This is a genomic window from Saccharothrix sp. BKS2, from assembly GCF_047689505.1.
Lineage (GTDB): Bacteria > Actinomycetota > Actinomycetes > Mycobacteriales > Pseudonocardiaceae > Actinosynnema > Actinosynnema lopnurensis.
In genome coordinates this window covers 384,822-397,572 of sequence record NZ_JAUQOL010000006.1, presented here as the reverse complement: position 1 = coordinate 397,572, position 12,751 = coordinate 384,822, and the positions used below count along the sequence as shown (strand labels likewise).

The following is a 12,751-nucleotide window of genomic DNA, read 5'->3' as shown; positions in this document are numbered from 1 at the left end:
GAGTTACACGTTCAGACCCCCGCGAGTCGAACGTTCGGGACCACCGTGTCGAACGCTCAGGACGGGTGAGTTCAACATTCGCGACCAGGTGAGGGCTACCGGTTGGTAACCGCTGACCAGGCGCGGAGCGACGCGAATGTTGAACTCGGGGGTCCTGAACGTACGACACGATGGGTCTGGACGTACGACTCGCGGGATTGGGTCAGGTGGGGCGTAGGGCGCCGTTGATCAGGCGGGGGACGGCGGTGCTGACGTTCACCTGGGAGGCGAGGGCCACGTCGGCCGCGTGACCGGCGGCGATCAGTTCTCGGCCGGACACGCAGTCGGCGACGGCGTCGGCGATCGGGGTTCGGGTGTAGGTCTCCGCCGCGATCGTCGCCTCGACCGACGCGGGGGTGTGGTTGTTGGAGAGCAGGGCCGAGACTATGGCGCCTGCGCCCAGGAGGTCTTCCACCGCGGGGCGCAGGGGGCCGAAGGTCGCCGTCGCGCTGGGGGTGGTGATGTCGACGCCCCAGCGCTCGCCGCCCGGGATCACCCCGATCGGGCCGCCGGCCGCCAGTTCCGCCGCCGCGGCGGCCACCGCCTCCGCGTTGCGCAGACACCCCGCCAGCACGATCGCCCCGGACGCCTCGGCCGCGGCGCACAGCGTCGCCCCGTTCGGCGACGGCAGCTCCAGCTCGACCCCGGCGGGCACGTCCACCAGCGACGACGGCCGCAGCGACCACGACGGGTCCGCCGGTTTCGCCGCCCGCGCGCGGTCCGCCCACCGGATCGGCCGCACCGCGCCCCCGCGCGCCACCACCACGTCCACCGCCGTCGAGAACGACAGCACGTCCACGACCACGAGCACCGCGCACCGCGGCCCGAGCGCGGCCACCCCCTCGCCGCCCCACTCCAGCCTCAGCCGGCAGCCCTCTTGTCCGAACACCGGGCCCAGGATGGCAGACTGCCTGACGTGCGCGTTTATCTGGGATCGGACCACGCGGGCTTCGAGCTGAAGAACGCCCTCGCCAAGCACCTGTCCGACGCGGGCCACGACGTGGTCGACGTCGGTCCCGCGGTCTACGACGCGGAGGACGACTACCCGCCGTTCTGCATCGAGACGGCCCGCCGGGTCGTCGGCGAGCCCGGCAGCCTGGGCGTGGTGATCGGCGGCTCCGGCAACGGCGAGCAGATCGCCGCCAACAAGGTGCCCGGCGCCCGCGCCGCGCTCGCCTACAGCGTGGAGACCGCGACGCTGGCCCGCGAGCACAACGACGCCCAGCTCATCGGCCTCGGCGCGCGGATGCACACCACCGAGCAGGCGTTCGCGATCGTGGAGGCGTTCCTCGCCACCCCGTTCTCCGGGCAGGAGCGGCACGCCCGCCGCATCGACATCCTCGGCGAGTACGAGCGCACCGGCGAGGCCCCGCCCCTCCCGTGACGCCGACCGACCGGGAAGACCCCCGTGCCTGAGGGCCACGTGCTGCACCGCCTGGCGCGGCTGCACCACCGCCGTTACGCGGGCTCGACCGTGCGCGTGTCGAGCCCGCAGGGCAGGTTCTCCGCCGAACTCGTGGACGGCCGCCTGTTCCAGCGCGCCGAGGCCCACGGCAAGCACCTGCTGCACGTCTACGGGCCCGACGCGACCGTGCACGTCCACCTCGGCCTCTACGGCTCCTTCACCGAGTCGCCGCACCCGGTCACCGAACCGGTGGGGCAGGTCCGGATGCGCCTGGTCGGCCCCACGCACTGGACCGACCTGCGCGGACCCACCCGGTGCGAGGTGCTGACCGACGTCGAGGTCGACGCCCTGCACGCCCGCCTGGGCCCGGACCCGCTGCGCCGCGACGCCCGACCCGACCTCGCCCACGCGCGGCTGGCGAGGTCGAGGCAGTCGATCTCGGTGCTGCTGATGGACCAGTCCGTGCTGGCGGGCGTCGGCAACATCTACCGCGCCGAGATCCTGTTCCGGCACCGGATCCACCCGTACACGCCGGGCAACCGGATCGACCGGGCGCTGTGGGACGACCTGTGGCCGGACCTCGTCGTGCTCATGCGGGCGGGCGTGGCGGCGGGGCGCATCGACACCGTCCGGCCCGAGCACCTGCCCGAGGCCACCGGCCGCGCCCCGCGCCAGGACCGGCACGGCGGCGAGGTGTACGTGTACCGCCGCACCGGCCTGCCGTGCCTGGTCTGCGGCACGCCCGTGGTCGCCGCCGAACTGGCCGGGCGCAACCTCTACTGGTGCCCGACCTGCCAGGCGCCCTAGAAGTCGAACCCGCCGAAGTCGCCCCCGAAGTCGCCGCCCCCGAAGTCGCCGCCGGCGTCGCCGCCGCCGAAGTCGTCGCCACCGGCGTCGCCCGCGTCGCCGCCGTCGCCCGCGTCCGCGCCGTCGGCGAACCCGTCGGCGTAGGCGACACCGGCCATGCCCGAGAACATGGCGCTGAACAGCAGCATCGAGCCCAGGCCCCAGGCGCCCGCCACCAGCGCGGGCTTCCACCACGGCTCGGAGTACCAGCCCTGCGGCACGGGCCGCCCGGCCACCACACCGCCCGGGTAGTAGTGCGGCGTGCGCGAACCCGGCCGGGGCGAGGCCGCGTAGTGGTGGCCCTCCACCGTGACGTCGCGCTCCTCCGACACCTTGCCCGCGCGGCCCTGACCGCTGAGGTCCGGCAGCTCGGGGCCCGGGTCGAGGCCCATCGCGGTGCGCGCGGCCCGCACGTAGTACAGGCCCTCCATGGCCGTCTGGGCGACCAGCCGGCACTGCTCGGTCGTGCGCGCCTGCTCCATCTGCGACCCGGCGGCGGTGAACCGCTCGGACGCGTCCGCCATCGCCTGCTGGGAGGCGGTGTCGGTGCCGGTCAGGTTCATCACCTGGCCACCGAGCCGCTCCACCCAGCGCCGTGCCTCGGCCTGGGCGTCCTCCAGCTCGCGCTGCCGCTTCGCCGCGGAGTTCCTCGCGAGCAGCCAGCCGGCGCCCACGACGAGGACCAGCAGGACGACCAGCACGATCCCGGTGCTCATGACCGGACAACGTCCCCGCCCGGGTGCGGGTTCCCGCAGTGGGTCAGAACACCTCCGGGCAGTGCGGCTCGTGCTCGCCCAGGAACGCGTGCGACAGGGCGGCCACCGCGCCGGGCGTCACCTCGCGCACCCGCTGCGCCCGGGCCAGCGTCGCCAGCCGCGTGCCGCCCAGGTAGGCCGCGCCCAGCGACGCCACGTCCAGCTCGACGTCCGGGGCCTCGTCCACCCGCCGCACGCTCGCCTCACCGCCCCGCGCGGTCAGCCGCACGCGGCCCGCGTTCCACGGGCAGAAGTCGTCGGAGACCTCCAGCACCAGGTCCACGTCCGAGCCGTAGCGGCGCTGGGCGAGCGCGCGGTCCACGTCGGCCAGGCGCACCCACAGCGCGTCGGACCGGCTGCGCAGCGCCAGCCGGGGGTCGTCCAGCAGGAGCGTGATCGGGTCGTCGGCGGCGGTGAAGAACTTCAGCTCGCCGATCAGGTCCACGTCCAGCAGGTAGCGGTAGAGCGCCGCGTACGCCTCGGGGGTGAGCGCCGCGATCTCCCGCACGTGCAGCTCACCGCGCGGACCGCGTTCCTGCCAGTCCTGCTTCACCCGGTACACCGCGTACCCCTCGGGGTGCTTCACGTAGCGGTAGGCGCTCAGGCCGCCGCGGTCGCGCTCCTCGTCGGCGAACTGGTGCGCCCAGAACTGGTCCGCGCGGCTCAACCAGCCCGTGCGGTCCGGGCGCAGCGCCTCGTAGACGGCCCTCATGTGCGGCATCGCGTCGTCGCGGGAAACCTCGCGCACCGGGGCGTCCCCCATCGCCACACCCCGGCGGAACGCGGCGTTCTTCGGCACGGCCAGCCGGGTGAACTCGGCCGCGAGCCCGTAGCCGAAGCGCCCGTAGATCGCCGCCTCCGACGCCCACAGGGCGGCCACCGCCTCGCGCCCCTCGTCGTGCAGGCCGTGCAGCTGGGCGCGCATGACCCGGGTCAGCACGCCCCGCCTGCGGTGACCGGGTTTGACGCCGACCGAGGTGACGGCGGCGACCGGGTGCGGGCCGTTGCCGGGCACGGTGATCTCGCGGGTCTGGACGCCGCCGCCGCCGATCAGCTCGTCGCCCTCGAACACGCCGTGCGAGCGGTCGGGCTCGAACAGGTCGCGGTAGCGCTCCGCCCCGTCGTCGGGGGTGTCGCCGAGGAACGAGGCGTCGACGAGTCGTTGGAAGACCGGGAGGTCGTCCGGGGTCAGGGTGCGGAGGGTGAGCGCCATGACCAGTTCATACGCCGGTTGCGGTGGCGGCGCGATCCAATTCGGGCGTCGCCCGATCAGGGGTCGCCCGATCTTGTGGCGTTCCGGGATGCTGCGCTGGTGGACCCCCAAGAGTTCGCGAACGCCCTCCGCACCGAGGCGACGGCGTTGGCGGTGGCGGCCGACCTGGCGCCGCCCGACCGGCCGGTGCCGACGTGCCCCGGCATGACGGTCGCGGACCTGGTCGCGCACGTCGGGTCCGTGCACCGCCTGGTGACGCGGTGGATCACGCGCGGGTCGCGGCCCGCCGACTGGGAATCCGCGCCGGGCGACGCCGACCCGGTCGACTGGTACCGGATCGGCGCGGCCTCGCTGATCGGGGTGCTGAACCCGGTGCGGGCCTCCGCACCCGCGCCGACGTGGTGCCCGTGGGACGGCACGCTGGGGTTCTGGCTGCGGCGGATGGCGCACGAGACGGCCGTGCACCGGGTGGACGCGCAGGCGGCGGTCGGCGCGGTGGCGCCGCTGGACCCCGTGCTGGCGGTGGACGGGATCGACGAGGTGCTGCGGCTGTGGCTGGGGTGCCACCTGCCGCCGGCCGCGCACGCGTCCGGGAGGGCGGTGACGCTGCGGGTGCCCGGGAGGGAGTGGACCGTGGCGCTGCACGAGGGGGTCGTCGACCACTGCCCGGGCGCGCCGGCGGACGCGGTGGTGAGCGGGTCGTCGTCGGCGGTCGACCTGTGGCTGTGGGGGCGGGTGGGGGAGTCGCACCTCTCGGTCGAGGGCGACCTCGGGGTGGTCAGGGCCCTCCGGGCGGCGGTCGCCGGGGTGACCGCGTAGTCCACCGGCCGCCGTTCACCGCGAAGTGCGGTGAACGGCGGCGCGCGGGGAGCACACTGTGCCGATGGACAAGCTGCGCGTGGTCCTGAGGTGCCTGGTGTCCTTCACCATCGGCGTCCTCATGGTGCTGCTGGCGATCCGCTTCGGCGAGGCGCTGTGGCGCGCGGTCACGTCGTACGGGAGGTAGGCCGTTCGGCCGGGTGGTCGGCGTCCTCCCGGGTGCCACGCCGATCCTGCCGGTGCCGCGCGGTCGCGGGAGCCGGCGCGACGCGGCCGGGCCCGGGTGTCCGATGTGGACCGGAGCGGGCGTCCGTGCGGTGGGTCGCGGGGAACAGCGGGGAAGTCCTGGCGGGCTTGAACTGTTTCCCCGCGACGCACCTGACCGGTTCTTCGTGGGTAGTGTGGGTACTCCGGTGGGAACTGGTCGTGGTCGAGCGTAGGGGTTCGCGGGGGCCGCGCGTCAAGCTGCGGAATCGCCCCGTTCGTGTGGAAATTTTGTGTTGATCGCCCCGGTGGGGGTGTGGTTTGCGATGCCCGCCCTCACGGCTGTGAGCTGCGGGTTCGCCCGGGTGGAGCGGTTCCGGCGGGGGTGTCCGGTCGGCCTGGTTGTCCGAAGGGCGGGCCGGACCCGTTGCGCGCCAACGCCCCGTCGTCCACAAGGGATGCTCGGCAAGCGCTCGACCGGCGAGGAGGGGAAGAGCGGGTGACGGGAATCGAACCCGCATGACCAGCTTGGAAGGCTGGGGCTCTACCATTGAGCTACACCCGCACGCGCTCACCCGGGTGGGCGCGGGTTCAGCTTAGCCGGTCGCGATAGGCTTGGGTGGACCGGGGTGTGGCGCAGCTTGGTAGCGCACCCGCTTTGGGAGCGGGGGGTCGCAGGTTCAAATCCTGTCGCCCCGACGGTCGCCCTGGCCGACCCACCGGGTTGGTCAGGGCACTTCCGGGCGGTCCCCGCCCACGACGACTCCGTTCGAGCCCCACCCCGGGTTCGGCGAGCCCCGCATCGCGGCCGCGGACCCGGGGGCGACGACCGCTAGCCGCCCAGCTGGTTCACGGCGGTCGAGACCGCGGCGGCCTGCTGCTCCAGCACCTCGTCGGGGGAGTTCTCGTCGACGCCCCGGGCCAGCAGCTCCTGGCGGGACACCAGCAGCAGCGCGCCGCGGTAGGCGTCGGTGTCCAGGTCGTCCACCTGGACGATGTGCAGCCCACCCTCCACCAGGACCAGGGTGGGGTCGGGGGTGCTGGAGGCCAGCAGCTCGCGCAGGTCACTGCCCTTGACGGTCATGGCTCCGGCCTACCCCCGGCGGGGCCCGCGAAACGCAGCCGCCGTTCTTGAGCACACCCGCGCCCGGGTGCTCAAGAACGGCTCAACCGCTCCGGGATCAGGCCGGCGCCGCGACCTGTTCGCTCACCACCTGCGCCGCGGCCGACACGAGCGCCGTGACGGACGGGTTGGTGGAGTTGTCCTGCCGCCACGCGAACTGGGTGTACACCCGGAACGGCGGCACCCACGGCAGCCGGCACAGCCGGCCGTCGGCGAGTTCCGCGGCCACCGTCACCTCGGGGACCAGCGAGATGCCCAGGCCCGAGGCGACCGCGCGCTTCGCGGCGTCGATCGAGTCCAGCGCCAGCACCGGCGACCTCGACTCGGTGTCCTGCAACCCCAGCGCCTGCTCGAACTGCTCGTAGTAGCTCGCGCCGTTCTCCGCCCGGATGAGCGTGCTCCCGCGCAGCTCGTCCTCGGTGATCACCGAACGCCGGGTGAGGGCGTGCGTGGGCCCGGCCACCATGACCAGCGGCTCCGGGCACAGCACGGTCGTCTCCAGCCCCTCGCGGGGCTCGATGGAGCCGATGAAGAACGTGCAGTCCAGCCGACCCTCGCGCACCGAGGTCAGGTTGGCCTGGGTGTTCCGGGAGTGCAGCGAGATCTGGACGCTCGGGTACCGCCAGCACATGTACTCGATCAGTGGTAGCAGACGGTAGTCGGTCAGACTCTGTGCGCTGCCGATGACCAGCTTGCCGTGCGGCTCGCCGTTCATCGTGATCGCTTTCCTGGCTTTGTCGGTGAGGGTGATGATGTTCCGGGCGAAGGGCAGTAGTTCAACACCCGCCGAGGTCATTTGTATGCCGCGCGGGAGTCGCCGGAAGAGCGGCACGCCGAGAGTCTCTTCCAGGGCCTTGATCCGGGTCGTTATGGTTGGCTGCGAGCAATTCAGCGTAGCGGCTGCCTTGGTGAAGCTGCCCGTTTGAACCACAGTTGTGAACGCCAACAGCTGACGCGTCTCCATGGAGCTCCCCAACGGTGCGTGAAAGTGGTCCACGAGAGACCGGTGCGGGACGGCACCGCGATCTCCGTTTTGGTGGCGATGGCTGATCTGGCTGCACCTTCCGGCCCGCGGGGCCGGAGGTTGATCAACATCGCCGTGCTACCGCCGGGGGCTCCGCCCCGAGGGCGGGCGGTGTGCCCGGAATCTGTCCGACACCGAGGTGCCGGTCCGCTTTCACAGGTGGTCCTGGGCTGGTGTTCGGCAGCGGCGGAATAGATCTCATCGGGTCATCGGCACCTTGTCTGGTAGGTGGTTAAAGAGCTCGATGACATTGTCTCGCTCGTTCCTGTCGGTCCCTGTTGTCGGTAGGTCCGCCGCTGGCCCCCCAGAACGTTCCGACAACCCTGGAAACATTCCTTCCCACGTGCGGGTCCGGGCGTCACGGTACCTGAAACCCACACTAATGGACTACGGCGAGTGGAGTCATCTCGACAAGTGAAAGTTTTCGGTCGGGCGCTACTCCGAACGGCCTCCCTTCACCCCTTGTGGCGAACGCTTCTCACCCCCCGTAGCAGTAAGTACCTCGCTGCTGCGTCATCCGTGTTACACCGCCCCCCGGTGTCCTCCACCACCCCCTGACGCGCCTTCCTGGGCGAACGGCTCCCGAGGTCACTCGAACGGTCTAATCGGCAGGGTCCCCGCTGGGCTGTTCCGGGCAGCGGGCAGGGCCGTGCGGCGCTCTGTTGAGACGCCGGGGGTCACCGGCGCGGGTGGCGACGCGGCGTGTCGCGGCGGTCCGGCGCGGGGTGGCGGTGCTCGCGCCGAGGATTAGGAACCAGCGTTGTGATTTGGGCCGGCGGGGCTTCGGGGAGCCCGGCGGGGACGCCCCGGCGGTCCCGGCGGGAAGGGCGGGAGAACGGGTCCGGGCGCCGCGCCCCGCGAATTCACGGGACGACCACCGCAATTCGATTCCGGCGCGCCCGCGGATAACCGCACAATGCGCGCCCGACCCCGGCCGCACCGCCCCGTCGTGGGGTTGCAGGCCCCTGAGCCGGGGTGCTAGCGCCCCGGCGACCCCCGACCGCCTAGACTCAAGCGGAATCCCGGCGCGACGAACCGCGTCCCGGGATGCCCGCACGTCCCGTTACGAGGAGACCACGTTGAAGAGCACCGTCGAGCACCTGAGCCCGACGCGGGTCCGGATCAACGTCGAGGTGCCGTTCGACGAGCTCAAGTCGGACTTCGACCGCGCGTACCGCAAGCTGGCCAAGCAGGTCCGCATCCCCGGCTTCCGCCCCGGCAAGGCCCCGGCCCGCGTGCTGGAGAGCCGCATCGGCCGCGCGCCCGTCCTGGACGAGGTCGTCCAGGAGGCCATCCCGGCCAAGTACCTGGAGGCGGTCACCTCGGGTGAGATCCGCACCCTGGGCCGCCCGGACTTCGAGGTGACCAAGATCGAGGACGGCGAGTCGCTCGCGTTCACCGCCGAGGTCGACGTCCGCCCGGAGATCACGGTCCCGGCCTTCGGCGAGCTGTCCGTCAGCGTCGACGACCAGGAGGTCACCGACGAGGACGTGGACACCCAGCTGGACGAGCTGCGCGCCCGCTTCGCCACCCTGACCGGCGTCAAGCGCCCGGCGGAGACCGGCGACTTCGTCGTGGTCGACCTGTCGGCGACGGTGGACGGCGAGGAGGTCGAGGAGGCCAAGACGACCGGCCTGTCCTACGAGATCGGCTCCGGCCAGCTCGTCGAGGGCATCGACGACGCCCTGGTCGGCGCCTCCGAGGGCGAGACCAAGACCTTCACCACCACCCTGGTCGCCGGCGAGTACGCCGGTCGCGACGCCGAGGTCGCCGTCACGCTGAACTCCGTCAAGGAGCGCCAGCTGCCCGAGCTGGACGACGAGTTCGCCCAGCTGGCGAGCGAGTTCGACACCCTGGACGAGCTCAAGGGCGACCTGCGCACCCGCCTGGGCCGCGTGAAGAAGATGCAGCAGGGCGTCCAGGCCCGCGACAAGGTGCTGGAGGCGCTGCTGGCCAGCGTCGAGGTGCCGCTGCCCGAGGCCGTGGTCAAGAGCGAGATCGAGGCCCGCGAGCACGACGCCGTCCACGCCCTCGACCACGACGAGGCGCGCTTCGCCGAGTGGCTGGAGGAGCAGGGCCAGACCCGCGAGCAGTTCGACACCGAGGTGCGCGAGGCGTCCGAGCAGGCGGTCAAGACCCAGCTCGTGCTGGACGCCATCGCCGACGCCGAGCAGCTCAGCGTGACCGACCAGGAGCTCACCGAGCGGATCATCTACCAGGCCCAGCGCTTCGGCATCAGCCCCGACGAGTACGTCAAGCGGGCCCAGCAGTCGGGCCAGCTCGGCGCGATCTTCGCCGACGTGCGCCGGGGGAAGGCGCTGGCCTCGGTCGTGCGCCAGGCCACCGTGACCGACTCGTCCGGCAACGCCCTGGACCTCGACGAGCTCTTCGGCGAGACCCGGCCCGAGGCCGCGAACGGGGAGAAGTCCACTGAGGAGCACTCCCACGCGGAGTGAAGCCCTGAGCGAACGCGGGCGGTGTCGGGAAGTCGACGCCGCCCGCCTTCGTTAAGGTCGTCAGTTACGTGACTCTTTTCGGCACAGCTAGTCGGCAAAGTTAGGCAGGCAGACGTGACGCAGCACTCTCTCCCGGCCCCCGTGATGCGAGCGGCCTCGGGGATGAACCTCAACGACTCGGTCTATGAGCGCCTGCTCCGCGAGCGGATCATCGTGCTGGGCTCGCAGGTCGAAGAGAACATCGCCAACCAGATCGTGGCCCAGCTCCTCCTCCTGGCCGCCGAGGACCCGGAGAAGGACATCACCTTCTACATCAACTCGCCCGGCGGGTCGGTGACCGCGGGCATGGCGATCTTCGACACGATGCAGCTCATCGAGCCCGACGTGGCCACCTACGCGATGGGCCTCGCCGCCTCCATGGGCCAGTTCCTGCTGTCCGCGGGCGCCCGCGGCAAGCGGCACGCCCTCCCGCACGCCCGCATCCTCATGCACCAGCCGTCGGCCGGTGTCGGCGGCACCGCGGCGGACATCGCGATCCAGGCGGACATGCTCGTCCGGACCAAGCACGAGATGGCCGAGCTGATCGCGGAGCACACCGGTCAGCCCGTCGAGCGCATCATCGCCGACTCGGACCGCGACCGCTGGTTCACCGCCCAGGAAGCCCTGGAGTACGGCTTCGTGGACAAGGTGATCAGCCGGGCCAGCCAGGCCGCCTCGACCAACTGACCGCGAGCATCAGGAGACACCGAAGTGAGCCAGTTCCACGCGCCGCAGTCCCGGTACGTGCTCCCGTCGTTCGTCGAGCGCACCAGCTACGGCATCAAGGAGTCCAACCCGTACAACAAGCTGTTCGAGGAGCGCATCATCTTCCTCGGCGTGCAGGTGGACGACGCGTCGGCCAACGACGTGATGGCCCAGCTGCTGGTGCTGGAGTCGGAGGACCCCGACCGCGACATCCTGATGTACATCAACTCGCCGGGTGGCTCGTTCACCTCGCTGATGGCCATCTACGACACCATGCAGTTCGTCCGACCGGACATCCAGACGTACTGCCTGGGCCAGGCGGCCTCCGCCGCCGCGGTCCTGCTGGCGGCGGGCACGCCGGGCAAGCGGCACGCGCTGCCCAACTCCCGGATCCTGATCCACCAGCCGGCCACCGAGGGCGTCTACGGCCAGGTCTCCGACCTGGAGATCCAGTCGAACGAGATCCAGCGCGTGCGCCGCCTCATGGAGAGCACGCTGGCCAGGCACACGAGCCGCTCGCCGGAGCAGGTCCGCCTGGACATCGAGCGCGACAAGATCCTGACGGCCGAGGAGGCCAAGGACTACGGCATCGTGGACACCGTCCTGCCGTACCGGAAGCTCTCGGCGTCGAAGTAACACCGCGTGACCCCGACACGCCGAGCTGACCAGGGGTCCTGGTCGGTTCGGCGCGACGGGGGCACGCTGGTCCTCCCGCACAGGCGGGTGGGACGGGTACCGTCGAGGGGAACGGGCGGTCCCGCACCCAGCGGGCAATCGTCACACCAGCAGTCAGGCGCACCCGACCAGGTGGCGCGCCGGAGGGGACAGAGGTCAGCGGTCATGGCACGTATCGGTGACGGCGGCGACCTGCTGAAGTGCTCTTTCTGCGGTAAGAGCCAGAAGCAGGTGAAAAAACTCATCGCCGGGCCGGGTGTCTACATCTGCGATGAGTGCATCGACCTCTGCAACGAGATCATCGAGGAAGAGCTCGCGGAGGCAGGCGACGTCAAGCTCGACGAGCTGCCCAAGCCCGCCGAGATCCACGAGTTCCTCGACCAGTACGTGATCGGGCAGAGCGAGGCCAAGCGCACGCTCTCGGTGGCGGTGTACAACCACTACAAGCGCATCCAGGCGGGCGACCGCGGGCGCGAGGGGCGCGACGACGGCGTTGAGCTGGCCAAGTCGAACATCCTCATGCTCGGCCCGACGGGCTGCGGCAAGACCTACCTGGCCCAGACGCTCGCCAAGATGCTCAACGTGCCGTTCGCCATCGCGGACGCCACGGCGCTGACCGAGGCGGGCTACGTGGGCGAGGACGTCGAGAACATCCTGCTCAAGCTCATCCAGGCGGCGGACTACGACGTCAAGCGCGCCGAGACCGGCATCATCTACATCGACGAGGTCGACAAGATCGCCCGCAAGAGCGAGAACCCGTCGATCACGCGCGACGTGTCGGGCGAGGGCGTGCAGCAGGCGCTGCTGAAGATCCTGGAGGGGACCACCGCGTCGGTGCCGCCCCAGGGCGGGCGCAAGCACCCGCACCAGGAGTTCATCCAGATCGACACCACGAACGTGCTGTTCATCGTGGCGGGCGCGTTCGCGGGCCTGGAGAAGATCATCCAGGACCGGGTCGGCAAGCGCGGGCTCGGCTTCGGCGCCGAGGTGCGCACCAAGGCCGAGGTCGACGCGGCGGACTACTTCGCCGAGTCGATGCCGGAGGACCTGATCAAGTTCGGGCTCATCCCGGAGTTCATCGGCCGGTTGCCGATGGTCGCCAGCGTGACGAACCTGGACAAGGAATCCCTGGTCCGCATCCTCACCGAGCCGAAGAACGCGCTGGTCAAGCAGTACCAGAAGCTGTTCGAGATGGACGGCGTGGAGCTGGAGTTCACCCGGACCGCCATGGAGGCCGTCGCCGACCAGGCGATCCTGCGCGGCACGGGGGCGCGCGGCCTGCGGGCGATCATGGAGGAGGTCCTGCTGCCGGTGATGTACGACATCCCGAGCCGCACGGACGTCGCCAAGGTCGTCATCACCGAGCAGACGGTCAAGGAGAACGTGAACCCGACCATCGTGGCCCGGCAGCCCTCGCGCCGGGAGCGCCGCGAGAAGTCGGCCTGAGG

General features: G+C 71.3%; 13 protein-coding genes, 2 tRNA genes and 1 pseudogene. 9 read left to right on the top strand and 7 right to left on the bottom strand.

Going from position 1 to position 12,751, the window contains the following annotated elements:
* Positions 1-202: 202 nt before the first annotated feature.
* Entirely contained in the window at positions 203-928 is a 726-nt protein-coding gene (locus Q5530_RS15475) for a 2-phosphosulfolactate phosphatase (RefSeq protein WP_415362903.1), read from the bottom strand.
* A 27-nt stretch (positions 929-955) separates the two neighbouring features.
* On the opposite strand from Q5530_RS15475, the gene Q5530_RS15470 reads away from it, so the two are divergent.
* Positions 956-1,423: a ribose-5-phosphate isomerase gene (locus tag Q5530_RS15470; RefSeq protein WP_415362902.1), complete on the top strand. Its 468-nt coding sequence runs from the start codon at positions 956-958 to the stop codon at positions 1,421-1,423.
* A gap of 24 nt (positions 1,424-1,447) precedes the next feature.
* Positions 1,448-2,251, top strand: coding sequence for an Fpg/Nei family DNA glycosylase (locus Q5530_RS15465; RefSeq protein WP_415362900.1), 804 nt, complete (start codon positions 1,448-1,450; stop codon positions 2,249-2,251).
* Here Q5530_RS15465 and Q5530_RS15460 read toward each other — a convergent pair.
* Both Q5530_RS15460 and Q5530_RS15455 read right to left on the bottom strand, forming a co-directional pair.
* Positions 2,248-3,006, bottom strand: a complete 759-nt coding sequence (locus tag Q5530_RS15460) for a hypothetical protein (protein ID WP_415362899.1) — start codon at positions 3,004-3,006, stop codon at positions 2,248-2,250. The genes Q5530_RS15465 and Q5530_RS15460 overlap by 4 nt on opposite strands.
* 43 nt (positions 3,007-3,049) lie before the next feature.
* On the bottom strand, positions 3,050-4,258 hold the full coding sequence (locus Q5530_RS15455; protein WP_415362898.1) for a GNAT family N-acetyltransferase: 1,209 nt from the start codon (positions 4,256-4,258) through the stop codon (positions 3,050-3,052).
* A 99-nt stretch (positions 4,259-4,357) separates the two neighbouring features.
* Between Q5530_RS15455 and Q5530_RS15450 the strand changes: the two genes are divergently transcribed.
* On the top strand, positions 4,358-5,077 hold the full coding sequence (locus Q5530_RS15450; RefSeq protein ID WP_415362896.1) for a maleylpyruvate isomerase family mycothiol-dependent enzyme: 720 nt from the start codon (positions 4,358-4,360) through the stop codon (positions 5,075-5,077).
* 64 nt (positions 5,078-5,141) lie between these two features.
* Complete coding sequence (locus tag Q5530_RS15445; protein WP_380636909.1) at positions 5,142-5,264, top strand: hypothetical protein; 123 nt, start codon at positions 5,142-5,144, stop codon at positions 5,262-5,264.
* Between the two features lie 511 nt (positions 5,265-5,775).
* On the opposite strand, the gene Q5530_RS15440 is transcribed toward Q5530_RS15445, so the two are convergent.
* Positions 5,776-5,846 (bottom strand) — tRNA-Gly (locus Q5530_RS15440).
* Positions 5,847-5,906: 60 nt separating this feature from the next.
* Between Q5530_RS15440 and Q5530_RS15435 the strand changes: the two genes are divergently transcribed.
* Positions 5,907-5,980: transfer RNA gene (locus Q5530_RS15435), tRNA-Pro, on the top strand.
* Positions 5,981-6,113: 133 nt separating this feature from the next.
* Here Q5530_RS15435 and Q5530_RS15430 read toward each other — a convergent pair.
* From Q5530_RS15430 to Q5530_RS15420, 3 genes and pseudogenes are all read right to left on the bottom strand, one after another.
* Positions 6,114-6,365, bottom strand: a complete 252-nt coding sequence (locus Q5530_RS15430) for a hypothetical protein (protein ID WP_415362894.1) — start codon at positions 6,363-6,365, stop codon at positions 6,114-6,116.
* 97 nt (positions 6,366-6,462) lie between these two features.
* Positions 6,463-7,119 carry a substrate-binding domain-containing protein gene (locus Q5530_RS15425; protein ID WP_380636945.1) on the bottom strand — a complete coding sequence of 219 codons (657 nt, stop codon included), beginning with the start codon at positions 7,117-7,119 and terminating at the stop codon, positions 6,463-6,465.
* Positions 7,120-7,197: 78 nt separating this feature from the next.
* A pseudogene (locus tag Q5530_RS15420) lies at positions 7,198-7,368 on the bottom strand (LysR family transcriptional regulator); the annotation flags it as partial.
* Positions 7,369-8,507: 1,139 nt separating this feature from the next.
* Here Q5530_RS15420 and tig point away from each other — a divergent pair.
* The 4 genes from tig (at position 8,508) to clpX (ending at position 12,749) form a co-directional block, all read left to right on the top strand.
* Positions 8,508-9,884, top strand: coding sequence for a trigger factor (gene tig, locus Q5530_RS15415; protein WP_415362892.1), 1,377 nt, complete (start codon positions 8,508-8,510; stop codon positions 9,882-9,884).
* A 114-nt stretch (positions 9,885-9,998) separates the two neighbouring features.
* On the top strand, positions 9,999-10,610 hold the full coding sequence (locus Q5530_RS15410; protein ID WP_380636847.1) for an ATP-dependent Clp protease proteolytic subunit: 612 nt from the start codon (positions 9,999-10,001) through the stop codon (positions 10,608-10,610).
* Positions 10,611-10,634: 24 nt separating this feature from the next.
* A complete protein-coding gene (locus Q5530_RS15405) occupies positions 10,635-11,264 on the top strand; it encodes an ATP-dependent Clp protease proteolytic subunit (RefSeq protein WP_415362890.1) in 630 nt (209 codons plus the stop codon).
* A gap of 204 nt (positions 11,265-11,468) precedes the next feature.
* Positions 11,469-12,749, top strand: a complete 1,281-nt coding sequence (gene clpX / locus Q5530_RS15400) for an ATP-dependent Clp protease ATP-binding subunit ClpX (RefSeq protein ID WP_380636845.1) — start codon at positions 11,469-11,471, stop codon at positions 12,747-12,749.
* Positions 12,750-12,751 lie beyond the last annotated feature (2 nt).